Source organism: Allobosea sp. (assembly GCF_051860145.1).
Classification (GTDB): domain Bacteria; phylum Pseudomonadota; class Alphaproteobacteria; order Rhizobiales; family Beijerinckiaceae; genus Allobosea.
The window spans coordinates 308,262-330,697 of the sequence record NZ_JBHYEM010000003.1 but is presented as its reverse complement, the minus strand read 5'-3'; the positions used below and the strand labels follow the sequence as shown (position 1 = coordinate 330,697).

At 66.1% G+C, this 22,436-nt stretch carries 21 protein-coding genes, 1 tRNA gene and 1 riboswitch; of the genes, 16 read left to right on the top strand and 6 right to left on the bottom strand.

Annotated elements, in window-relative coordinates:
- Window positions 1–142 precede the first annotated feature (142 nt).
- The 4 genes from irrA to ACTIF2_RS07240 all read left to right on the top strand — a co-directional run bounded on the left by irrA (window position 143) and on the right by ACTIF2_RS07240 (window position 2,501).
- Window positions 143–682 carry an iron response transcriptional regulator IrrA gene (irrA, locus tag ACTIF2_RS07255; protein WP_439496369.1) on the top strand — a complete coding sequence of 180 codons (540 nt, stop codon included), beginning with the start codon at window positions 143–145 and terminating at the stop codon, window positions 680–682.
- Window positions 679–966 carry a (2Fe-2S)-binding protein gene (locus tag ACTIF2_RS07250; RefSeq protein WP_439496368.1) on the top strand — a complete coding sequence of 96 codons (288 nt, stop codon included), beginning with the start codon at window positions 679–681 and terminating at the stop codon, window positions 964–966. The genes irrA and ACTIF2_RS07250 overlap by 4 nt, the downstream gene beginning before the upstream one ends.
- A 117-nt stretch (window positions 967–1,083) precedes the next feature.
- Window positions 1,084–1,572 carry a bacterioferritin gene (gene bfr / locus ACTIF2_RS07245; RefSeq protein WP_439496367.1) on the top strand — a complete coding sequence of 163 codons (489 nt, stop codon included), beginning with the start codon at window positions 1,084–1,086 and terminating at the stop codon, window positions 1,570–1,572.
- A gap of 242 nt (window positions 1,573–1,814) precedes the next feature.
- The gene (locus tag ACTIF2_RS07240; RefSeq protein ID WP_439496366.1) at window positions 1,815–2,501 is read left to right on the top strand and encodes a hypothetical protein; all 687 of its coding nucleotides are present in this window, start codon (window positions 1,815–1,817) and stop codon (window positions 2,499–2,501) included.
- An 83-nt stretch (window positions 2,502–2,584) separates the two neighbouring features.
- On the opposite strand, the gene ACTIF2_RS07235 is transcribed toward ACTIF2_RS07240, so the two are convergent.
- From ACTIF2_RS07235 to ACTIF2_RS07220, 4 genes are all read right to left on the bottom strand, one after another.
- A complete protein-coding gene (locus ACTIF2_RS07235) occupies window positions 2,585–3,256 on the bottom strand; it encodes a cold-shock protein (RefSeq protein ID WP_439496365.1) in 672 nt (223 codons plus the stop codon).
- A gap of 90 nt (window positions 3,257–3,346) precedes the next feature.
- On the bottom strand, window positions 3,347–4,045 hold the full coding sequence (locus ACTIF2_RS07230) for a carbonic anhydrase (protein ID WP_439496364.1): 699 nt from the start codon (window positions 4,043–4,045) through the stop codon (window positions 3,347–3,349).
- Between the two features lie 69 nt (window positions 4,046–4,114).
- On the bottom strand, window positions 4,115–4,432 hold the full coding sequence (locus ACTIF2_RS07225) for a DUF167 family protein (RefSeq protein ID WP_439496363.1): 318 nt from the start codon (window positions 4,430–4,432) through the stop codon (window positions 4,115–4,117).
- A gap of 1 nt (window position 4,433) precedes the next feature.
- Window positions 4,434–4,724 carry a YggT family protein gene (locus ACTIF2_RS07220; RefSeq protein WP_439496362.1) on the bottom strand — a complete coding sequence of 97 codons (291 nt, stop codon included), beginning with the start codon at window positions 4,722–4,724 and terminating at the stop codon, window positions 4,434–4,436.
- A gap of 117 nt (window positions 4,725–4,841) precedes the next feature.
- On the opposite strand from ACTIF2_RS07220, the gene ACTIF2_RS07215 reads away from it, so the two are divergent.
- Window positions 4,842–4,917, top strand: a tRNA-Ala gene (locus ACTIF2_RS07215).
- 142 nt (window positions 4,918–5,059) lie between these two features.
- Window positions 5,060–5,464, top strand: a complete 405-nt coding sequence (locus ACTIF2_RS07210; RefSeq protein WP_439496361.1) for an AtzH-like domain-containing protein — start codon at window positions 5,060–5,062, stop codon at window positions 5,462–5,464.
- 52 nt (window positions 5,465–5,516) lie between these two features.
- Here ACTIF2_RS07210 and ACTIF2_RS07205 read toward each other — a convergent pair whose 3' ends face one another.
- Window positions 5,517–8,351: a hypothetical protein gene (locus tag ACTIF2_RS07205; protein WP_439496360.1), complete on the bottom strand. Its 2,835-nt coding sequence runs from the start codon at window positions 8,349–8,351 to the stop codon at window positions 5,517–5,519.
- A gap of 466 nt (window positions 8,352–8,817) precedes the next feature.
- On the opposite strand from ACTIF2_RS07205, the gene ACTIF2_RS07200 reads away from it, so the two are divergent.
- The 8 genes from ACTIF2_RS07200 to rnk all read left to right on the top strand — a co-directional run bounded on the left by ACTIF2_RS07200 (window position 8,818) and on the right by rnk (window position 17,783).
- Window positions 8,818–10,410: an ABC transporter substrate-binding protein gene (locus ACTIF2_RS07200; RefSeq protein ID WP_439496359.1), complete on the top strand. Its 1,593-nt coding sequence runs from the start codon at window positions 8,818–8,820 to the stop codon at window positions 10,408–10,410.
- 93 nt (window positions 10,411–10,503) lie between these two features.
- Window positions 10,504–12,114 (top strand): ABC transporter substrate-binding protein, encoded by a 1,611-nt coding sequence (locus ACTIF2_RS07195; RefSeq protein WP_439496358.1) that lies wholly within the window; start codon window positions 10,504–10,506, stop codon window positions 12,112–12,114.
- A 62-nt stretch (window positions 12,115–12,176) separates the two neighbouring features.
- Window positions 12,177–13,001, top strand: a complete 825-nt coding sequence (locus tag ACTIF2_RS07190; protein WP_439496357.1) for a M55 family metallopeptidase — start codon at window positions 12,177–12,179, stop codon at window positions 12,999–13,001.
- Window positions 13,002–13,069: 68 nt separating this feature from the next.
- On the top strand, window positions 13,070–14,080 hold the full coding sequence (locus tag ACTIF2_RS07185; protein WP_439496356.1) for an ABC transporter permease subunit: 1,011 nt from the start codon (window positions 13,070–13,072) through the stop codon (window positions 14,078–14,080).
- 49 nt (window positions 14,081–14,129) lie between these two features.
- Window positions 14,130–15,041 carry an ABC transporter permease subunit gene (locus ACTIF2_RS07180; RefSeq protein ID WP_439496355.1) on the top strand — a complete coding sequence of 304 codons (912 nt, stop codon included), beginning with the start codon at window positions 14,130–14,132 and terminating at the stop codon, window positions 15,039–15,041.
- 2 nt (window positions 15,042–15,043) lie between these two features.
- Window positions 15,044–16,069, top strand: coding sequence for an ABC transporter ATP-binding protein (locus tag ACTIF2_RS07175; protein WP_439496354.1), 1,026 nt, complete (start codon window positions 15,044–15,046; stop codon window positions 16,067–16,069).
- Window positions 16,066–17,046: a peptide ABC transporter ATP-binding protein gene (locus ACTIF2_RS07170; RefSeq protein WP_439496353.1), complete on the top strand. Its 981-nt coding sequence runs from the start codon at window positions 16,066–16,068 to the stop codon at window positions 17,044–17,046. The genes ACTIF2_RS07175 and ACTIF2_RS07170 overlap by 4 nt, the downstream gene beginning before the upstream one ends.
- A gap of 308 nt (window positions 17,047–17,354) precedes the next feature.
- Complete coding sequence (rnk, locus tag ACTIF2_RS07165; protein WP_439496352.1) at window positions 17,355–17,783, top strand: nucleoside diphosphate kinase regulator; 429 nt, start codon at window positions 17,355–17,357, stop codon at window positions 17,781–17,783.
- Between the two features lie 6 nt (window positions 17,784–17,789).
- Here the strand turns inward: rnk and ACTIF2_RS07160 are convergent, their stop codons facing one another.
- On the bottom strand, window positions 17,790–18,833 hold the full coding sequence (locus tag ACTIF2_RS07160) for a DmpA family aminopeptidase (protein WP_439496351.1): 1,044 nt from the start codon (window positions 18,831–18,833) through the stop codon (window positions 17,790–17,792).
- Between the two features lie 158 nt (window positions 18,834–18,991).
- Window positions 18,992–19,192: riboswitch (cobalamin riboswitch) on the top strand.
- A 237-nt stretch (window positions 19,193–19,429) separates the two neighbouring features.
- Here ACTIF2_RS07160 and ACTIF2_RS07155 point away from each other — a divergent pair.
- Both ACTIF2_RS07155 and ACTIF2_RS07150 read left to right on the top strand, forming a co-directional pair.
- Window positions 19,430–20,215: a class I SAM-dependent methyltransferase gene (locus ACTIF2_RS07155; RefSeq protein ID WP_439496350.1), complete on the top strand. Its 786-nt coding sequence runs from the start codon at window positions 19,430–19,432 to the stop codon at window positions 20,213–20,215.
- Window positions 20,212–22,380 (top strand): TonB-dependent receptor, encoded by a 2,169-nt coding sequence (locus tag ACTIF2_RS07150; protein ID WP_439496349.1) that lies wholly within the window; start codon window positions 20,212–20,214, stop codon window positions 22,378–22,380. Before ACTIF2_RS07155 ends, ACTIF2_RS07150 begins: the two co-directional genes overlap by 4 nt.
- Window positions 22,381–22,436: the final 56 nt, after the last annotated feature.

The following is a 22,436-nucleotide window of genomic DNA, read 5'->3' as shown; positions in this document are numbered from 1 at the left end:
CGACCCTGCCTGATGCGACTTGTCGCAGCCGGCTCGCAATTGACATTCGCGCCTGACTTCGCCAAATATAGCAATAATATCAGTAGTTTATATATTTTCTAAACTACGCGGCCGGCCTGCCGGCATTGTGGAAGGCGTATCGATGAGCGTTTTGACCGCGAAGGAACTCAGCCCGGCACGCGTGGCCCCGGAACAGATCCCGTGGCCGCAGAAAAGCCCGGCGTCCTGCCCGATCAGCGCCGTGAAGGCGCGGCTGCGGACCGCCGGGCTGCGCCCGACGCGCCAGCGCATGGCGCTGGGCTGGCTGCTCTTCGCCAAGGGCGACCGCCATGTCAGCGCCGAGATGCTCTATGAGGAGGCGCTGCGGGCCCGCGAGCCGCTCTCGCTCGCGACGGTCTACAACACGCTGCGCCAGTTCTCCGAGGCCGGCCTGCTGCGCCAGGTCTCGGTCTCGGGACCGAAGACCTTCTTCGACACCAATGTCTCCGAGCATCACCACTTCTACAACGAGGACGACGAGACCGTCGTCGATATCCCGGGCTCCGAGATTCATGTCAGCGGCCTGCCGCAGGCGCCCGAGGGTATGCTGATCTCCTCGGTCGAGGTCATCGTGCGGCTGCGCCGCGCCGATGGCGAGGAGATCGAGACCAGGGTCGCGTCCGGAGCTGGGCACCACGCGTGATCGTCTGTTCCTGCAACGTCCTGTCCTGCCGGCAGATCAAGGGCACCATCGCCCCTGACGGCTCCGGCCCGGTGACCGCCGGCGAGGCCTATGACTGCCTCGGCTGCAGCCCGGACTGTGGGCGTTGCGCGCGCGAGGTCCGCGCCATTCTCGCCGAGGCGCGCGCCGCCTGCGCCAGCCAGTGCCAGTCCTGCGCCAGCCGCGAGATCGAATGCGCGGTGCATGTCTCCGTCGGCCAGATGCTGGACGGCCTCGCCACGAGCGACGAGCGCGCCGCGGCCTGAACGGGCTTCCCAAAAAGCGCTGTCCAAAAAAGCGTTCCGGACCGCCACTCTCCCCTTTCTTTTCGCGGCTGCTCTCTCTACATTAGGATCATTCTAATGTGAGATTGGAGCGGCGCCATGAAGGGTGACAAGAAGGTCATCGAATATCTCAACAAGGGGCTCCGCTCGGAGCTGACCGCGATCAACCAGTATTGGCTGCACTACCGGATGCTCGACAATTGGGGGCTGAAGGACATGGCCAAGACCTGGAAGAAGGAATCGATCGAGGAGATGGTCCACGCCGACCGCTTCGTCGACCGCATCCTGTTCCTCGAGGGCTTCCCGAACCTGCAGACGCTCGACGCGCTGCGCATCGGCGAGAACGTCAAGGAAGTGATCGAATGCGACCTCAAGGCCGAGGTCGAGGCGCGCTCGCTCTATCAGGAGGCGGCCAAATATTGCCGCGAGGTCGGCGACTATCCGTCCGAGGACCTGTTCAAGGATCTGATGAAGGACGAGGAGGGTCATATCGACTTCCTCGAGACCCAGCTCGAGCTGATCCAGCGCGTCGGCCTGGAGCTCTACACGCAGAAGCATATCGGCGGTCTCGAAGGCGACGATCACTGAGGTTGCTTTAGGCGTAGGTTGATCGAAGCCGGGCTGCTTGCGGCCCGGCTTTTTCGTATATGGATCTGCCTCCGCGCGTTGATCCTACGTCTGAATATCGGCATGGCGCCGAGAACCGACGAGGATGAAGGAGGCAGGTTCTGACATCTCATCCGCACCGTCTCTGGATTGTCCTCCTGGCGGGCCTGGCAGCGATTCTCGGTGTCGCCGCCTTCCATCCCTCGATCCGGAGCCGGCTTCTCGTGCAGCAGGACCACCCCGTCGTTGCATTCGCCCGCGATTTCTCGGGCCATGACGAGGCGCTCGTCGCCAAGGTCAAAGCCTTCGTCGATTCTCCGCCGACGACGCTCGAGCAGCTCGGCTTCTACAGTGTCGAAAAATACAATCCGACGGCCCGGCTCTTCCTCGCGACGGTGAATCTGCTCGACGAGGCCGGCCATCTCAGCTCGGTCGAGGACAAATACACCTATGAGCTCCTGCAGATCTGGAACGACGACAAGATCGTCGACGCCGATTCGCTGCCGGAGCCGGCAAAAACGGTGTTCGCGCCCTTTCTGAAGGGCGCTTCCCTGGACAAGCCCGCCGAGGAGGTCGCCGCCTACCGCGCCGTGGTCTGGGAGAACTACGCCGAGGCCACCCAGCAGCTCGAAGAGCACCTGGCTGCGCGCGGCAAGGTCCTGCTGTCCATCGACGCGACCGATGGCGACACCATGCTCTTCGCCCTCGTCGACAAGGACATCGCCGCGCGCTGGCGTGACCGGGCGCTGAGCGAGCAGGACGGCTATCGGGCCGGGGTGCGCGCGCCGATGTGGGACCGGTTCTGGGCTCATTTGAGCTATGCCGCCCGCGGCTTCCTTGTCGACGAGGCGCGGACCGGCTATCCGCCGGGCACGCGCCTGCGCAGGGACGACATTCCGTTCGCCCCCTGATCCGGAGGCCTCGGACGCTCAAACGTGTTCGAGGCGGCGCACCGTCCGGTACGCCGCCTCGAAAACTGCGCTTCGCGCGCCGATCAGACGTAGCTGACGTTCGCCGCCTCGGGGCCTTTCTTGCCGGCGCGGATCGAGAAGCGCACGCGCTGCCCGTCCATCGGTGGCTGCAGGCCGCTACGGCTCAGCGACGAGACATGCAGGAACACGTCGGGCCCGCCCTTGTCGGGGGCGATGAAGCCGAAGCCGCGATCGGCATTGAAGAATTTCACGGCGCCGTCGAAGGGGCCTTCCATCGGCGCGCTGTCGCGGTCGCCAAAGCCGCCGCTCCGGCTGCCATAGCCGCCGCGATCGCCGCCACCGCCATAGCCGCCGCGGTCGCCGCCATACCCGCCGCCGCCATAGCCGCCGCCACCGCCGAAATCGTCACGCGGCGGGCGCGGCGAGAAGGGCCGGGGCGGGCGCTCGCCGCGCGGGGCGGCCGGCGTCGCCGTCGAGGGATCGATCTCGTGCACGGCCACGACCTGCAGGCCGCGCCGGCCCTCGCCGAGATCGGCGATGATCGTCGCGCCCGGCTGGAGTTCCTGGGGGTCGAGCGGGCCAATGGCCGAGACATGCACGAAGACGTCGCCCGAGCCGTCGGCCGGGGACGCGAAGCCGAACCCCTTCTCGGGGTCGAACCACTTGATCTTGGCTTCGATATTTTCGTGGGTGACGAAGGGAGCAGGTGCCGAAGGCTTACGACGATCGAACATGGAGGCTTCAAAAATCAGTGACCGGGAGGCGGCAATCTAGCGCAAGCCGAACGCGCCGTCATCGGGGGCCACGCAGCTAAATTAGCGCCGTCACTCCGCCTCGCTGCAGCGGATGGTCTGGACCTTTTTCGGCATTTCGCCGACAGCCGGAACGAACTGTCCGGTCATCGGATCGAGCACCATCAGCACACCGGTCGCGACGGCGAAATAGGCGCCGTGCAGATGCAGCCGGCCCTTGCCCTCGAGGATGCTGATGCAGGGGAAGGTCCGCAGATTGGCGAGCGATTGCTGGACCGAGGCCAGAGCCAGACGCTCGACATAACCTTCGAAGCTCTCATTGCGTCCGCGCCCGCCGGTGCGCCGCGCCGCCGGCTCGATCAGCGTGATCCACTTGCCGATGAAGTCGCCGGGCGAAAGCGGACCCTGGGTATCGTCCGCGAAGGCCCTGATGCCGCCGCAGCGGCCATGGCCCATGACCACGATATGCTCGACCTTCAGCGCCTGCACGCCGTATTCGAGGGCGGCCGAGGTGCCGTGCAGCTGATCGTCGGGGGAGAAGGGCGGAATGAGGTTGGCGACGTTGCGGATCACGAACATCTCGCCGGGGCTTGCATCGAAGATGGTCTCGGGCGCGACGCGCGAATCGCAGCAGCCGATCAGCATGATCTTCGGTGACTGGCCGCCCTCGGCGAGTTCCTTGTAGCGGCTGCTCTCGCGGGCGAAGCGCTCGTCGAGAAAGGCGCGATAGCCTTCGGTCAGGCGCTCGGGGAATGGCCGTGGCGTATCCATGGCCTCTTCGGATAGGATGAGACCGGCTTCGTCAAGAGATTTGTGCAGCGCGGCAGGGGCGGATCTTCGCTAGCCCGAAGCGAGAACCTGCTCCAGCCGCCGCGCGATCAGGCCGCCATCTCCGGCAATGAGCAGAGCCTTGCGCCGCGCCGCGCCGCCGGCGATGAGGGTGACGCTGGACCGCGGCACTGCCAGGCTGCGAGCGACGAGCGCGATCAACGCCGCGTTGGCTTCGCCCTCGCTCGGCGCCGCGCGCACCCTGAGCTTGAGCACGATCTGGCGGTCGGCCAGCTCCCCGACGCCGTCGATGGCGTCGCGGCCGCCGCGCGGGGTCAGTCTCACGTAGAGCCGCAAGCCCTCGGGCGCGACCACCCAGGGCGTCGGCACCTCAGATCGCGATGGGATAGAGGTAATAGACGATCAGCCGCTCGATGAAGAAGATGATCAGCAGCAGGATGATCGGCGAAATGTCGATGCCGCCGAGATTGGGCAGCATGTTGCGGATCGGCCTGAGCGCCGGCTCGGTGACGCGATAGAGGAAGTCCCAGACCGCCGCGACGAACTGGTTGCGCGTGTTGACGACGTTGAAGGCGATCAGCCAGCTCAGCACGGCCGATGCGATCAGGATCCATGTGTAGATGTTCAGCGCGAGCATCACCACGTCGAGAACGGCACGCATCGGCATCCCTCTTGTTGTCATCGGCCAGTGGCGCTGAATGATTTCGCCTCGACCGCGAAACTCGTGGCGCAGGCGATTGACATTCACGCGACGCAGGGCCTAGAAGGCCAGCGCCTCGGGGCTGTAGCTCAGATGGGAGAGCGCTGCAATCGCACTGCAGAGGTCAGGGGTTCGAATCCCCTCAGCTCCACCAGGCTTCCCACATGTCACTGATATGCCGCGAAATCATTTGATTTCAGCGGCTTATCCTGTGTGCGGTGCACGTTTTCGTCGCGAGCCGGGCGAGGCCGCGATGCCCGCCTGATCGCCGTCGCCCAGGCCATGGAGGCCAGATCGTGACCGAGCTCACACCGAACCTGCCCGACGTGGTCGCGGAAATTACCGACCTGTTCGAACGCTACGAACAGGCGCTGATCGACAAGGATGTCGCGGTCCTGGACGCCACGTTCTGGGAGAGCCCCTACACGATCCGCTATGCGTTGCATGAGAACGGTTACGGCTTCTCGGAAATCCACGCTCACCGGGTCGCGCGGCCACCGGGACCGGGCATCAAGGAAAAGCGGCTGCGACTGGAGATCCTGACCCTGGGGCGGGACATCGCGACGGTGAACCTGGAGTTCAAGGTGCGCGGGCGGGACCTGGTCGGCCGGCAGAGCCAGACCCTGGTGCGCTTTCCCAAACTGGGCTGGAAGGTGGTCTCCGCCCATGTCTCGACCATGGACGGCGCGCCGCTCTGGTGAGCGGCCTTGACCGTCGCCGCGCTAAACGGGCAGCAATGCGCTGCTGCTGCGGCTATTCCGGCTCGGCATCGACCCGCGCCTGACGGACGCCATCGCTCGGATCGCGCTCGTCCTGCTCGTCGCGGCGCAGGTCGTCGCCTGGCACCTGATCCTCGGCTGAGCGCGACACCTGAATGGCGCCGCCGAGGGCGAAAGCGGTTGCCGGAGCGAGCGCCTCGTCATCTTGCGCGACGGTTTCGGGAACGATGAAAGTGATCGTGCTGTACTGCCCGGCCTCGGGATCGGCCGGAACGAGCACATCCATCTGGACCAGGTAACTGTCGCCGGCCTTCACATAACTCCGCTCGATCGGCAGATCCGAACCGTCGACCTCGATCCGCAATTCGTCGCGGATCGCGTCGCTGAGGAAGACGTCGCCCCGGAAGCGAAGGGCGAGAGGCTGGCTTCGGTCGAGGGGAAGGTGGAGGGAGCTCTCCAGCGTCGGCCCGGACCACAAGCGCCAGTGCCCGTCCTCATGGGGATAGCAGCGCGCGAAGCCGTCCTGCCGAATCTCCGGCGAGATGAGCACCGTCGCCTCGGACAGAGGTTGTGGTGCCTCCGCCTCGACCGGCTCCGGGGGAGCGATGATTTCCTTGACCGGCGCAGGCGCGATCTTGATGCTGCCGCCGAGCGCAAAGGCGGTCGCAGGGGCGAGTGCCTCGTCATCCTGCGCGACGGTTTCGGGAACGATGAAGGTGATCTTGCTGTCCTGCCCGGCCTCGGGGTCAGCCGGAACCAGCACATCCAGCTGGACCCGGTATCCGTCGCCGGCCTTCACATAGCTCCGTTCGATCGGCAGGTCCGAACCGTCGATCTCGATCCGCAATTCGTCGCGGATCGCGTCGCTGAGGAAGACGTCGCCCTGGAAGCTGAGCCGGAGGGGTTGGCTTCGGTCGAGGGGAAGGTAGAGCGAGGCCTCCAGCGCCGGACCTGACCACAAGCGCCAGTTCCCGTCCCCGGCGGGATAGCATTGCGCGAAGCCGTCCTGCCGAATCTCCGGCGATATCGGCACGGTCGCGTCGGACAGAGGTTGGGGCGGCTCCGGGATGCTTGCTTCGGCTGGCGCAGGCGCGATCTTGATACTGCCGCCGAGCGCAAAGGCGGTCGCAGGGGCGAGTGCCTCGTCATCCTGCGCGACGGTTTCGGGGACGATGAAGGTGACCTTGCTGTCCTGCCCAGCCTCGGGATCGGCCGGAACGAGCACGTCCATCTGGACCAGGTAACTGTCGCCGGCCGTCACATAACTCCGCGTGATCGGCATAGCCGAACCGTCGACCTCGATCCGCAATTCGTCGCGGATCGCGTCGCTGAGGAAGACGTCGCCCTGGAAGCTGAGCAGGAGCGGCTGACTCCGATCGAGGGGAAGGTAGAGCGAGCTCTCCAGCGCCGGCCCCGACCATATGTGCCAGCGCCCGGCTTCGGCGGGATAGCAGCGCGCGAAACCGTCCTGCCGAATGCCGGGCGATATCGGTATGGTCGCGTCGGACAGGGCGCGAGGCGGTTCCGGGGGAGGGGCGACTGCTTTGACCGGGGCGGGTGCGATCTTGATGCTGCCGCCCAGCGCGAAGGCCGTCGCGGGGGCGAGCGCCTCGTCATGCTGTGGGACGAGCTCTGGAACGATGAAGGTGATCGCGCTGTATTGCCCTGCATCGGGGTCGGCCGGAACCGGCACATCGATCCGGACCCGGTATCCATCGCCGGCCTTCACATAGCGTTTTTCGATCGCAACATCAGACCCGTCCACCTCGACCCGCAATTCGTCGCGGATCGGGTTGCTGAGGAAGACGTCGCCCTGGAAGCGAAGCACGAGCGGCTGGCTCCGGTCGAGCGGAAGGTAGAGCGAGCTCTCCAGCGCCGGGTCTGACCACAAGCGCCAGCGCCCGGCCTGGTCGGGAAAGCGACGGTCGAAGCCGTTCTCGATGATGCCCGCCGACAAGGGGACCGTTGCCTTGGACATGAGGGGCAACCCCCTGTCCGTATGCAGGAACTGCTGAAGCAGCGGTTCGCGGAATTCTTCGAACCCCGCATCCGGTGCGAGACCGAATTTTTGCCGCGCCGCCGCCAGCCGCTCGTTAAAAAGGGAGCGGGCATAGTCGTAGAGTTTCAGATCGAGGCTGTGCGTTTTTCGGACCCCGTCAAGAAAGGCCTTCGGAACCTTGGGCTTCCGGCCCGGAGTCGGATTATGGCGATAGTCCATGGCCCGCAGCGGCAGGCCATAGGCATCGGCAAACAGGATCGCGGTTCCGCCCCAGTCCTCGACAAGGCCGAAGAAGCGCATCGCATCCAGGCGCGCCTGGGCGAGAGCAAGCTCGCGTTCGCCAGTCGGCGGCGCGCTGGTGTCTTCCGTGCCCGACAGCGCGATAAAGCGCAGCGTGATGTTACTGAACTGACCTTCGATCTCCGCCGCCTCGGCCCCGAGCTTGGCCGTCGCCTCCTCCGGGGACAGCGAGGCGTCGTGGAAACTCGCCAGAATCAGCTCGCCCATCTCGCGATGACGATCCGCGCCCTCGCCAAGCTTCGCGATATCGTCTTCCGCAATGTCCGTCGTATAGCGGAGGCCCGAAAGGACGTGATCGACAGGTTCGCGCAGTATGGTGACGGGGTCGAACGAGGCGCGGGCCGTTTTCGAAAGCTCCATCAGCCGCCAGCCGAAATGACCTGATGCAAAGCGCTTTCGCTTTAGACTTTTGAGCTCGAGCTCTTCCAGTTCATTCAGGTGATCGATCGGCAGAAGATCGTCGACATCGAAGAGACGGTGCAACCAAAGGCGGAAACTCGTGCCAGCTGTCTTGGGAATATGAAGAAAATAAATCTCGGGGAGGTGATTAATAATCGTTCGGGGTTTCATACTGTGTCCAAAACGTAAAGCTTTACTTTTTATTTTCGGCTCTGTAACGTAAGGTTATCGTTGGGAATTCCTCAGCACCTTTCGAGTCGACCGGTGTTTATAATCTAGATTTTGTAGTTGGGCACTGCGAATCGCGCATGGCGAATTCTCTCCGGCCGCATTGTGGAGAACTTTCGTCTCTTAAAATTGTTCCGAAGCACTCACGTTCGAATCGGACGCGGCCGGTTGTTGAGCTCGTTGCGGTGCCTCGTCATGAAGCGCTTTGCCCGCGGCGGTCGGTTGGCCGTCGCATGACAGGTCGACGGGTCTCGCGCCCGATGCGCCGGCATTCGGCGACCCTGCGCCACCATGCGTCCCGTTGGCCGAATGTCTCAGGAACGGGCAGGTGCGGGACCGGCCTTCGGCGGTGTAAGGTGCGCCCAATCAGGCGTTGGCGAGCCAAGGCCGGACATAAGGGAGAACGCTCATGAAGAAGGTTTTCTTGCTGTCGGCCTTGTCGGCGGCCGCCCTCATGGCGGCGGCGCCGCTATCGGCCAAGACCCTGATCTATTGCTCGGAAGGCAGTCCCGAGAACTTCGCGCCGAGCATCAACACGACGGGCACGTCGTTCGACGCCAACACCCAGATCTACGACACCGTCGTCCAATTCGAGCGCGGGGGCACCAAGGTCCTCCCCAGCCTGGCGGAGTCATGGGCGGTCTCGGAGGATGGGCTGGTCTATACCTTCAACCTGCGCAAGGGCGTGAAATGGCACAATACCCGCGCCTTCAAGCCGACGCGCGACTTCAATGCCGACGATTTCCTCTTCATGATCGAGCGGCAGTGGAAGGAAGATAACCCCTATTACAAGGTGACCAGCTCGAACCATTCCTATTTCAACGACATGGGCATGCCCAAGCTGCTGAAATCGGTCGAGAAGGTCGACGACCACACCGTCAAGATCACGCTCAATCAGCCCGAGGCACCCTTCCTGTCCGACCTGGCCATGCAATATGCCAGCGTCCAGTCGAAGGAATATGCCGACGCGATGCTGAAGGCCGGCACGCCGGAAAAGATCGACCAGGACCCGATCGGCACCGGTCCCTTCTCCCTGGTGCAATACCAGAAGGACGCGATCATCCGTTACAAGGCCTTCCCGGACTACTGGGCCGGCAAGGCCAAGATCGACGACCTGATCTTCGCCATCACGCCCGACGCCTCGGTGCGCTGGGCCAAGCTGCAGAAGGGCGAATGCCACGTCATGCCCTATCCGAACCCGGCCGATCTCGACGCGATCAAGAAGGACGCCAATGTCCAGATCCTCGAGCAGCCGGGCCTGAATATCGGCTACCTGGCCTACAACACCACCAAGAAGCCGTTCGACAACGTCAAGGTGCGCCACGCCGTCAACATGGCGATCAACAAGCAGGCGATCATCGACGCGGTCTATCTGTCGAGCGGCATCGCGGCGATCAACCCGATCCCGCCCTCGATGTGGTCCTATAACGAGACCGTTAAGGACGACCCCTACGATCCGGAAGCCGCGAAGAAGGCGCTTGCCGAGGCGGGCTACCCGAGCGGCTTCGAGATCGACCTCTGGGCCATGCCGGTGCAGCGACCCTACAACCCCAATGCCAAGCGCATCGCCGAATTGATGCAGGCCGATCTCGCCAAGGTCGGCATCAAGGCCGAGATCAAGACCTTCGAATGGGGCGAGTACCGCAAGCGCCTTCAGGCGGGCGAGCATCAGACCGGGATGTTCGGCTGGACGGGCGACAATGGCGACCCGGACAACTTCCTGCACACGCTGCTCGGCTGCGATGCCTCCAAGAACAACGGCGGCAACGTCGCGAAGTTCTGCTACCAGCCGTTCGAGGAGCTGGTCCAGAAGGCCAAGACAATCACGGACACGGCCCAGCGCACCGAGCTCTACCGCCAGGCCCAGGTGATCTTCAAGGAGCAGTCGCCCTGGTTCACCATCGCGCATGCGGTCCAGCTGAAGCCGGTCCGCAAGGAGGTGAAGGACTTCAAGCTCTCGCCCTTCAGCCGGCATACCTTCTACGGTGTCGACATCAACTGAGGCGTCGATATCGACGGAGGCCTTGGCCTGCCTGATGCATCGATCCTCAGGGCGCGGCGGGAAAGCCGCGCCCATTCCCGATCGGAGAGCGCGATGACGATTCGACAACTGGTAGCGGCGGCAGCCGTCGCACTGGGGCTGCAGGTCGGCGCCGTTCAGGCCCAGACGCTGGTCGTCTGTTCCGAGGCGAGCCCGGATTTCCTGAACCCGCAATTCACCGGCCAGAACACGGCCTTCGACGTGGCGGCCCAGATCTATGATCGCCTGGTCGCGACCGAGCGCGGTGGCTCGCAGATCATCCCCAGCCTGGCCGAATCCTGGACCATCTCCGATGACGGGCTGGCCTATACGTTCAAGCTGCGCACGGGCGTGACATGGCACGCCAGCAAGGCCTTCACGCCGACGCGCGCCTTCAACGCCGACGACGTGGTGTTCTCGTTCCAGCGCATGTTCGACGAGAACCATCCCTACCATAAGGTCGGCGGCAGCAATTATCAGTTCTTCAACGAGATCGTCCGGCCGAGCCTGAAGGCGATCGAGAAGGTCGACGACCAGACCGTGCGCCTCGTGCTGTCGCGGCCCTATGCGCCTCTGCTGAGCGCGCTCTCGGTCGAGCCGATGTCGATCCTCTCGGCCGAATATGCCGATGCGATGATGAAGGCGAAGACCGCCGAACAGGTGAACCTGGCGCCGATCGGCACCGGCCCGTTCTCGCTGCTCGCCTATCAGAAGGATGCGACGATCCGCTTCCGCGCCGTGCCCGACCATTGGACCAAGACCGTCGGCAATCGCGACCGCATGGCGCTGGTCAACGACCTGATCTTCGTGATCACGCCTGACGCCTCGGTGCGCTATGCCAAGGTCAAGTCGGGCGAATGCCAGATTGCGCGCTATCCCAATCCCGGCGACCTGCCGGCGATGCGGGCCGATCCGAACCTGACCCTGCTCTCGGGCAGCATCGCCGACCAGAGCTTCCTCGCCTTCAACCAGCAGAAGAAGCCCTTCGACGACAAGCGCGTGCGCGAGGCACTGGTCTACGCGACCAACATCCCGGCGATCGTCGAGGCGGTCTATCAGGGCACCGGCAAGCAGGCCGCGGCGATCATCCCGCCCTCGCTCTGGTCGCATGACGAGGACTTGAAGCCGCGGCCCTACGATCCGGAGAAGGCCAAGGCGCTGCTCAAGGAAGCGGGCCTGCCCGACGGCTTCAAGACCACGCTCTGGGCGATCCCGGTCGTGCGCGCCTATATGCCGAACGGCCGCCGCGCCGCCGAGATGATCCAGGCCGACTGGGCCAGGATCGGCGTCCAGGCCGAGATCCAGAGCTATGAATGGGGCGAGTATCTCAAGCGCGGCCGCGCCGGCGACCATGAGGTCGGCATGTTCGGCTACACTTGGGACTATCCCGACCCGAGCCAGATCCTGCTCTCGGGCTGGCATTGCGACGGCGTCAAATCCGGCGCCAATCGCGCGCGCTGGTGCAACAAGGAGTTCTCCGACCTGCTGACCAAGGCCAACACGATCACCGACCAGGCCGAGCGCACCAAGATGTTCCGGCGCATGCAGGAGATCTGGCAGGATGACGTCGCCGGCCTGTTCTTCGCCAATGCGCAGGCCTTCACGCCCGTCACCAAGAACGTCAAGGACTACAAGATCCATTTCTTCGGCGGCCAGCCCTTCGTCGGCGTCTCGCTGACGAAGTGATCTCCGTGCGGCGGGACTCAGGGTCCCGCCGGCTCGCTTTCCGTCAAGAGGGTCGAACCGCCTTGCGCATCTACATTTCCGCCGACATCGAGGGCATTGCCGGGGTCGTGACGCGCGAGCACACGCGCCCCGAGGGTTTCGAATACCAATCGGCGCGCCTCTGGATGACCGACAGCGTCGCGGCCGCCGCCAATGCTGCCTTCGAGAGCGGCGCGAGCGAGGTCGTGATCAGCGACAGCCATGGCAATGCGCAGAACCTGCTGCTCGACCGACTGCCCAGGGCCGTTCAGGTCGTGCGCTCCTGGCCGCGTCCGCTTTCGATGATGCAGGGCGTCGAGTTCGGCGATTATGCCGGCGCGCTGTTCATCGGCTACCATGCCGGCGCCACCAATCCGGACGGCATCCTCGCCCATACCTTCCGCAGCGCCTCCTTGCGCGAGGTCCGCGTCAACGGCGTCTCGGCGCCCGAGGCGCTGATCAACGCCGCCATCGCCGGGCATTTCGACACGCCGGTGCTGCTGATCAGCGGCGACGATGTCTGCATCACGGAGACCACCGCGCTCATGCCCGAGATCGAGGCGGTGACGGTGAAATGGGCGCATAGCCGGCTCTCGGCGCGCACGCTGACGCCCGAAGCCTCCTATGACCTCATCGCCGAGGGCGTGAAGCGCGCCATCGCCCGCCGCGCCGGCATCTCGCCTTACCGCATCGCGGGACCGATCACGCTGGAGCTCAGCTTCCTCTACCGGCAACCGGTCGAATATCTCGCGATGCTGAAAGGCATCGAGCGCCTCGATGCCTTCACCATCCGCTACATCGCCGACGACATCCTCGACTTGCAGCGTTTCATGGTGTTCGCATTGGGCTACAGTTCGACGCTGCAATAGCAGGACGAGACAATCCGCTCGCGGCCTGGGAGCAGGCCGCCGGCTGCACTGACAAGACTGGCTCTCCCATGCTGCGTTTCATCCTGACCCGCGTCAGCCTCGTGATCCCGACCTTCATCGGCATCACGCTGCTCGCCTTCTTCCTGATCCGCCTCGTGCCGGGCGACCCGATCGAGACCATGGCCGGCGAGCGCGGCATCGACCCGGCGCGCCACGAGGTGCTGCGCAAGGAATTCGGCTTGGACAAGCCGCTCCTCGTCCAATACGGCATCTATATCGACCGCGTCCTGCACGGCGATCTCGGCAAGTCGATCGTCACGCGCGAAAGCGTGATCTCGGAATTCTCGACCCTCTTCCCGGCGACGATCGAGCTCGCGCTCTGCGCCATCTTCCTGGCGCTGGCGATCGGGCTGCCGGCGGGCATCCTCGCCGCGGTGAAGCGCAACTCGATCTTCGACCACGGCGTGATGGGCATCTCGCTGACCGGCTATTCGATGCCGATCTTCTGGTGGGGCCTGCTGCTGATCCTGCTGTTCTCCGTGCAGCTCGGCATCACGCCGGTCTCGGGCCGGATCGCTGTGCAATATTATATCGAGCCGGTGACCGGCTTCCTGACCATCGACAGCCTGCTGGCCGGCGATTTCGATGCCTTCAAATCGGCTTTGTCGCATCTCGTGCTGCCGGCGATCGTGCTCGGCACGGTCCCGCTCGCGGTGATCGCGCGAATGACGCGCTCGGCCATGCTCGAGGTGCTCGGCGAGGATTATATCCGCACCGCGCGCGCCAAGGGCATGGCGCCGCTGCGCGTCATCGCGCTCCATGCCCTGCGCAACGCCCTGATCCCGGTGGTGACGGTGATCGGCCTGCAGGTCGGCGTGCTGTTCACCGGCGCCATCCTGACCGAGACGATCTTCTCCTGGCCGGGCGTCGGCAAATGGCTGATCGAGGCGATCAGCCGGCGCGACTATCCGGTCCTGCAGGGCGGCACGCTCCTGCTCGGCATGGTCGTGATGAGCGCCAACCTGCTGGTCGATCTGCTCTACGGCCTGATCAACCCGCGCATCCGGCACGCGCGCTGAAGGAGATCGCGATCATGGCACGCCCCGTCTCACCGCAGGTCACCAGCCCATGACCGCCGAAACGCTCGAAGCTCCGGCCGTATCCGTGCCGACCGGCACGCCACCGCATCCGCTGCGCGAGTTCTGGAGCTATTTCAGCGCCAATCGCGGCGCAGTCGCGGGACTTTTCGTGATCGTCGCGGTGCTTCTGATGGCCGTGTTCGCCGATCTCATCGCGCCGCATTCGCCCTATCTCACCAATAACGAGGCCTTCCTCAGGCCGCCCTTCTGGCAGGAGGGCGGGTCCTGGACCTATCCGCTCGGAACCGATGCGATCGGCCGCGATATCCTGTCGCGCCTGCTCTATGGCGCGCGCCTGTCGCTCGTCATCGGCATCGCCGTGGTGGCGCTGGCGATGGCTCTGGGCATCGTGCTCGGGCTGGTCGCCGGCTTCTACAAGGGCATCACCGAGATCGTCATCATGCGGCTAATGGACATCGTCCTGACGCTGCCAAGCCTGCTGCTCGCGATCGTCATCGTCGCGATCCTCGGACCCGGCCTGATGAACGCGATGCTGGCCGTCGCGATCGTCGTGCTGCCGCATTATGTCCGCATCACCCGCGCGGCGGTGATCGGCGAGACAGCGAAGGACTATGTCGTCGCGGCCCGGGTCAGCGGCGCCGGCACCTTGCGCCTGATGTTCAAGGAGGTGCTGCCGAACTGCGCCGCGCCCCTGATCGTGCAGGCGACGCTCGGCGTCTCGACCGCGATCCTCGACGCCGCGGCGCTCGGGTTTCTTGGGCTCGGCGCGCAGCCGCCGACGCCGGAATGGGGCACGATGCTCGCCGATGCGCGCGAATTCGTGTTGCGCGCCTGGTGGGTCGTGACCCTGCCCGGTCTGGCGATCCTGATCACCGTGCTGGCCTTCAACCTGCTCGGCGACGGCCTGCGCGATGCCCTCGACCCCAAACTGAAGCGCTGACCATGCCGCTGCTCGAAGTCAAGAATCTCAGCGTCGAATTTCCGACCTCCTCGGGCCTGATGCGCGCCGTCGATGGGGTCAGCCTGTCGCTGGACGAGGGCGAGATCCTCGGGGTCGTCGGCGAATCCGGTTCCGGCAAGAGCGTCACCATGCTCGCGCTGATGGGGCTCGTCGCCTATCCGGGCCGGATCAAGGCCGAACGGCTCGCCTTCGCCGGGCGCGACCTGCTCTCGATCTCCGACCGCGAGCGCCGCAAGCTCACCGGCAAGGATGTCGCGATGATCTTCCAGGAGCCGAGCACCAGCCTCAATCCCTGCTTCACCATCGGCTTCCAACTCGCCGAGACCCTGAAGGCGCATGAGGGCATGGACAGCAAGGCGGCGCGGCGGCGCAGCATCGAATTGCTCGAGCAGGTCGGGATCCCGGCGCCCGAGAGCCGGCTCAAGGCCTTTCCGCACCAGATGTCGGGCGGCATGAACCAGCGCGTGATGATCGCCATGGCGATCGCCTGCAATCCGCGCCTGCTCATCGCCGACGAGCCGACGACGGCGCTCGACGTGACGATCCAGGCCCAGATCCTCGATCTCCTGATGTCGCTGCAGAAGGAGCGCGGCATGGCGCTCGTCCTGATCACACACAACATGGGCGTCGTCGCCGAGACGGCGCAGCGCATCATGGTGATGTATGCCGGGCAGGTGATGGAGGAGCGCGAGGTCGCCTCGCTCTTCGCGGCGCCGCAGCATCCCTATTCGGCCGCGCTCCTGGCGGCGCTGCCCGAACGCAGCGAGGGCGACCACCGCCTCGCGACGATCCCGGGCATGGTGCCGGGCCCGCATGATCGGCCGCAGGGCTGCCTGTTCAGCCCGCGCTGCGCCTACGCCACCGAGCATTCGCGGCGCGTGCGCCCCGAGCTGCGGCCCTGGCAGGGCGGACAGGTCCGCTGCCATTATCCGCTTGGCGATCCCGAGCGCGAACGCGCCATCGCGGCCGATGGCGGCCAGCCGGCGACGGTGGGGGCGGCATCGTGAGCGGCCCCGTCGTCGCGGCACGCGAGCTGACGCAGATCTATGCGGTCAATCGCGGCTTCATGCGGGCGCCGGCGCATCTGCAGGCCGTGACCGGCGTCTCCTTCAGCGTCGAGGCCGGCCGGACGCTCGCCGTCGTCGGCGAATCCGGCTGCGGCAAGTCGACGCTCGCGCGCATGGCGACGCTGATCGAGAAACCGGCCTCGGGCACGCTGACGCTCGACGGTCTCGACGCGGTCAACCCGCCAGCGGGGGAGGCGAAGCGCCTGCGCCGCACGGTGCAGCTCGTCTTCCAGAACCCCTATGGCTCGCTCAATCCGCGCAAGAAGATCGGTGCGATCCTGGAAGAGCCGCTGGTGATCAACACCTCGCTGACCAAGGCGGAGCGTATCGAGCGGGCGCGCGGAATGATGGCCCGGGTCGGGCTGCGGCCCGAGCATTACGGCCGCTATCCGCACATGTTCTCCGGCGGCCAGCGCCAGCGCATCGCGATCGCCCGCGCGCTCATCCTGTCGCCGAAGCTGCTCGTCGCGGACGAGCCCGTGTCGGCGCTGGACGTCTCGATCCAGGCCCAGGTCCTCAATCTCCTGGCCGATCTGCAGGACGAGCTGCAACTCGCCTATCTCTTCATCTCGCACGATCTCGGCGTCGTCCGTCACATCGCCCATGACGTCATGGTGATGTATCTCGGCCATGCCATCGAGCACGGCCCGAAAAAGGCGATCTTCGCCCGACCGCTGCATCCCTATACCCAGGCCCTGCTGGCCTCGACGCCGAGCGTGGCGGCCGGCAAGCGCCAGCGCATCGTGCTGCGCGGAGAGCTGCCGTCGCCGCTCGATCCGCCGAAGGGCTGCGTGTTCTCGACGCGCTGCCCCTATGTGACCGAGCGCTGCCGCAGCGAGCGCCCGCTGGCCCGGCCGCTCGACCAGCGGCTCGTCGCCTGTCATTACGCGGAGCGTTTCCTGGCCGAGGCGGCCTGAGCGGGCCGCGCGGATTTGACAATCCCGGCGGCGCACCCCAGCTTTGAGCCATGATGTCGTGTTTCTCGCATTTCCGTCGCGGCCTGCACCGGGCAGGTAACCTGATCGCGGGCCACTAGCCCCGGATTCGTCGCGCCGCGCGCCTCGAATTCGGGGAGCGCGGGCTTCCGGCATCGACCGGAACCCGGCGCCGCTGCGGAGATTTCCGCGCAAACCATCCTTGAGAACCGAAAACATGCAGCCCTGGCCGGGCGCGGGCCTCCCGCCGCGGCATCGCTGCGCCTTTGGGCAGAAATGGAATCTTTGACATGGCCAGCCGGCTTTCAGGCGGGGCAAAGCCCCGCATCACCTTGACCGCGGTCGATCACGAGCGCCTGACGCAGCTCGCGACCGCGGCGACCGATACGTTCCCCGAGGTTGCGGCGGAGCTCGCGGACGAACTCGCCCGCGCCCGCGTGCTGGCGAAGGGCCGTCATCTTGCCGACACCGTGCGCATGGGCAGCGAGGTGCTGTTCCGCGACGAGACGACGGGCCGCGAAACCACCGTGACCCTAGTCTATCCGCAGGATGCCGATATCGCGCAAGGCAGGATCTCGATCCTGACGCCGGTCGGCACGGCCCTGATCGGGCTGTCGGTCGGCCAGTCGATCAACTGGACGACGCGCGGCGGCGACGTGAAGCGCCTGACGGTTCAGGCCGTGCGCGAGCCCGCGCAGGCGGAGGTGCTGCCGGGGTGATCCACCTCAGGAGCGGGAGGCGGCCAGCATATCGGCCAGCGCCGGCCGCCGATGGCCGTCGCGGCCTGTCGTGTCGGGAGCGGCGAGCATCGCGTTGAGCACGGCCTCCTGCGTCGCCTCCGCCGCGGCGCGGAAGGGCAGGTCGATGCGGCTCTCGTTCAGCGCGGTGAGCGGCACGAGATCGGCCGTCTCGTGATGCGCGATGCGGCCGGCGGTTGTGAAGGCGAGCGCGATGTCGCCGCTGCCATGGCCCCAGAAGGCGCCGAGCCGTGCCAGGCCGGCGCCGCAGCGCCGCGCGACGCGGGTCAGTTGCCGGCTCTCCATCGGGATGTCGGTCGCGAGCACGATGATGACCGAGCCGCGCTCGGGCGGCGGCGGGGCCGGCACCTCGGGCGGGACGGGGCGGCGGCCGTCGGGCAGGACGAGGTCGGCCGCCTGGCCGAAATTGGCGAGGACCAGCACGCCGAGCGTGTAGGAGTGCCCGTCGAGCGCGAGCAGCCGCGACGCGGTGCCGATGCCGCCCTTGAAGCCGAAGGCGCTCATGCCGGTGCCGGCGCCGACCGCGCCTTCCTCGACCGGACCGGTCGCAGCTGCATCGAGCGCGGCGAAGGCGTCGGCCTCGGTCGGCGCCCGGGCGCGGATGTCGGAGAGCCAGCCGTCATTGCACTCGAGCACGACCGGATTGACGGTGCCGGTCTCGCGGCCGATATCCGGGTTTGCCGCAAGAGCCCGGGTAACCAGCGCATTGAAGCCGGTCCCGACCGAAAGCGTGTTGCCGAGCAGGAGCGGGGTCTCGATCTGGCCGAGCTCCGCCACCTGCACCAGGCCTGCGCTCTTGCCGAAGCCGTTAATGACCTCGACGCCGGCGCGCAGCTTCTCGCGGAACATGTCGCCGTCATGCGGCAGGATCGCGGTGAAGCCGGTCCGGATCGCGCCCTCCCGGATCGTGCGGTGGCCGACGCGCAGGCCGGGAACATCGGTGATCGCGTTGAGCGAACCGGGCGGCAGCGTGCCGCAGACGAGGCCGAAGGAGCGGGCGCGGGCAGTCATCGGCGATCTGGGCCTCCGGTCACAAGCAGAGCCACCGGGTATATCCGAGGATGCCGTTTTCGCCATGGCCACGCAGCCTGCTGGTGCGGACCGGCAACGGCCGCTGCATAACATTCCCGAACGGCAACAAGCCGGTTGACAGCAGATGGCCGCGTCGTCCTAGATTGGGCGGTCACGGTCTCTCGAACCCCCGGTTCGAGAGCTAAGAGGGAAGCCGGTGCGATACCGGCGCTGCCCCCGCAACTGTAAGCGGCGAGTTCTGACGTCCAGCCTATGTCACTGGAGCCTCAAGGCTCTGGGAAGACGGACGAGAGCGACGACCCGCGAGCCAGGAGACCTGCCGCGACGGAATGATGATGTCGCGCGGGCGGGGTGTCCGGCGGGTCGCCGACGCTCGGGCAGCCCCTGCGGCAGGCCATCTGCGTTCGCGTCACGCAACTAGCCTCCTCTGCGGTTTTAGCGAGGGGCTAAACGATGCAGACCAAGTTCAATCGCGAGCCAGCGGCCGCCGGATACGCATGCCGGCGACGGGCCGGGCAGCGATGCTGCCGAAAAGCATCTTGCAACGTTATAACATATCATAAATAAGCGCCGTCATGAACACGGTTTCCTCTTTTCACCCGCCAGCGGGGCGGGCGGCGCATGGCGTCGTCCCATCGTCCGGCGCGCTCGATCCGCTCGCGCTCTATGCGTCGGCGATCGACAGTTCCGACTATGTCACCCGGGTCTCGCCGATCATCCATCGTCTCGTGCCGGATATCGGTAGCCTGATCGATGTGGGTGCCGGCGGCGGCCAACTCGGCGCGTCGCTGGTCGCGGCCGGCCAGCGCTGGGTCGCGGTCGAACCGGCGCCCGTGATGACCGCGCGATTGCGGGCGCTGCCCGGCGCGCCCCAGGTCATCCCGCTAGGCTGGGACGCACCGGAGCTGACCTGCGAGCCGGCCGAGACCGTGCTTGCAGCAACGATGCCGGCCTATCTCACCGATCCGGCTCGCTTCCTCGCGCGCTGCCGGCAATGGGCGCGCCGCCGGGTCGTCTGGGTCGTGCCCGCGCAGAAGGCGCCGCGCGGCCTGATCCTCGCCGCTTGCCTGCCGCGCGAATGGCATGGCGAGGACGAGACGCCGGGGATCGACCTCGTGCTGCCGCGCCTTGGGCCGGATCAACCGGACCATGTCGAGGCGACCGACTGGACGTTCTCGCTCGTCACGCGCGACCTCAAGGGCTTCGCGGCCTTCCAGGCTGACCGGCTGGGTTGGCCGGAGGACGATCCGCGCCGCCCGGACCTCTTCGCCCATCTCCTCAAGCAGGCCGTGCCGACCGCGGCGGGCCTGCGTCTCTCCTGCCATCGCCGCTCGGCCATCCTCGTCTGGACCCTGTCATGACCATGCCCATTCTCCGCAGGCGCCTGCTCCAGGCCGCGACCTGCCTCTCCCCCTTGACCCTGGCGGCGCCTGCCGCTGCGCAAGCCGAGATCCAGCTCGACGAGCTGGTCGTCACCGCCACCGGCCGGGCCGAACCGCGCAGCCAGATCCCGGGAACGGTGCAGGTCATCGACCATGAAAAGATCGAGCGCTCCTCGGCCAAGTCGATCACCGACCTCCTGGCCGAGAATGCCGTCGGCTTCTTCAGCGAATGGACGCCGGGCCAGACCTCGATCAACATCCGCGGCGGCGCCAGCGACGGCCAGGGCAAGGATTTCCGCAGCCAGATCCTGGTGCTCGTCAACGGGCGACGCGCCGGCACGGCGAACCTGTCCAAGCTCTCGGCCGCCGATGTCGAGCGGATCGAGGTGGTGCGCGGGCCGTCCTCGGTGATCTATGGCAGCCAGAATATCGGCGGCGTGATCAACATCATCCTGAAGACGGGCCGGACAGCGCCTGGCACCATGATCGAGGCCGCCGGCGGCTCCTGGGGCCTGCTGCAGGGCAAGGCCCAGACCGGCGGGCTCTATGACAGCATCGACTATTATGCCGGCATCTCGGGCGGCACGCGCGACGACTATCATTCCGGCCGCGGCGGCCAGGTCATGGCCAATACGGGCTGGAAGCGCTTCGGGCTGACCGGCGCGCTCGGGCTGCAGATCAATCCCGACCACCGGATCGAGGTGACCTTGCGCACGGACGGTATCTACGATGTCGGCTTCCGCGGCTCCGGCGCCAACACGATCAGCCAGGAGGACCGCTACAACAACTCCTTCGACATGACCTATCGCGGCCAGCTCCCGGAGGGGCGGTTCCGCTGGATGCTGCAGGGGTACGCCGTGCAGGATGTCGACAGTTTCCGCTGGGCCTCGCCGGTGATCCGCGGCGGCACCGGCCTACCGGCGCCCGGCACCGCGGCCGACTATAACCGCCGCCAGCTCGACATCTTCGGCACGCGCTTCCAGCCGGGGGCGACGCTCTGGCAAGGCAACGACATCCTCGCCGGCTGGGATTGGGAGACGAGCCGGCTGCGCTCGACCCGCGACCGCGTCGGCGTGCCGGGCAACCCGCTGGCGCCGGTCTCGCCGCAGGACAACAACCAGTCGGAGACCGTCAACGCCATCTATGTCGAGGATGCGCAGAAGCTCTTCGACGACCGGCTGGTGCTGCGCGGCGGCGTGCGGCGCACCTTCGGCACCACGAGCTTCGAATGGACGCCGAACCTCGCCGGGCAGCGCCCGCGCGACGTGGATTACCAGGCGACGACCTGGTCGACCGGGGCGACCTTCAAGGCGACCGACGCGCTGACCTTCCGCGCCGGCTACGCGACCGGCTTCCGCGCGCCGACGGCGACCGAGCTCGCCGCCGATTTCAACACGCTGGGCGGCGGGCGCATCTTCGGCAACCCCTCGCTCAAGCCCGAGACCAGCGAGCAGATCGAGGCGGGCGGGACCTTTGCCGGCGATGGCTGGCGCGTCGATGCGGCGATCTTCCAGAACGTGATCTCCGACCGCATCGTGACGAGGCTGCGTCCCGGCGTCGCCAATACCTCCGACTACGCCAATAATTCCGGCGACGTGGTGGTGCGCGGCGTCGAGCTGCAATTCGATGCCGATCTCATGAAGCTGGCGCGCTATGGGGATACCCGCTGGCGCTGGTCGGTCTTCGCCAATGGCGCCTATCATTTCGATATGGAGGACAAGGGCGCGGCTGCCACAGCCAATACCCGCAAGGTCGAGCGGATGTATCGGTACCAGGCGGCGATCGGCACCCGCTTCGGCCAGAGCGGCGGGCAATATGACTGGTCGATCCAGGTTCAGGGCATCCTGCGCGGGCCGATGTGGTACAATACCGAGGAGAACCTCGTGGCCGGCGCCGAGCCGTTCCGCGAGTTCATCCACCGCAAGAATCCGTTCTGGATCTGGAACGTGCGCGGCGAGGTCGAGATCAGCAAGGGCGTGAAGCTGTTCGCGCTGGTCAACAACCTGTTCAACAAGAACGAGCACCCGATCTTCATCGGCCTCGACAAGAAGCCCTACAAGCTCGACTCGCGCTTCGCCAATGGCGGCACCGGCACGTCGATGCCGGGGCTCGAGGTCCAGGCCGGCCTGCAGGCGCGGTTCTGAGCACGCCCTTGATTATCAAAGCCCTCATCCTGAGGAGCGCCAAAGGCGCGTCTCGA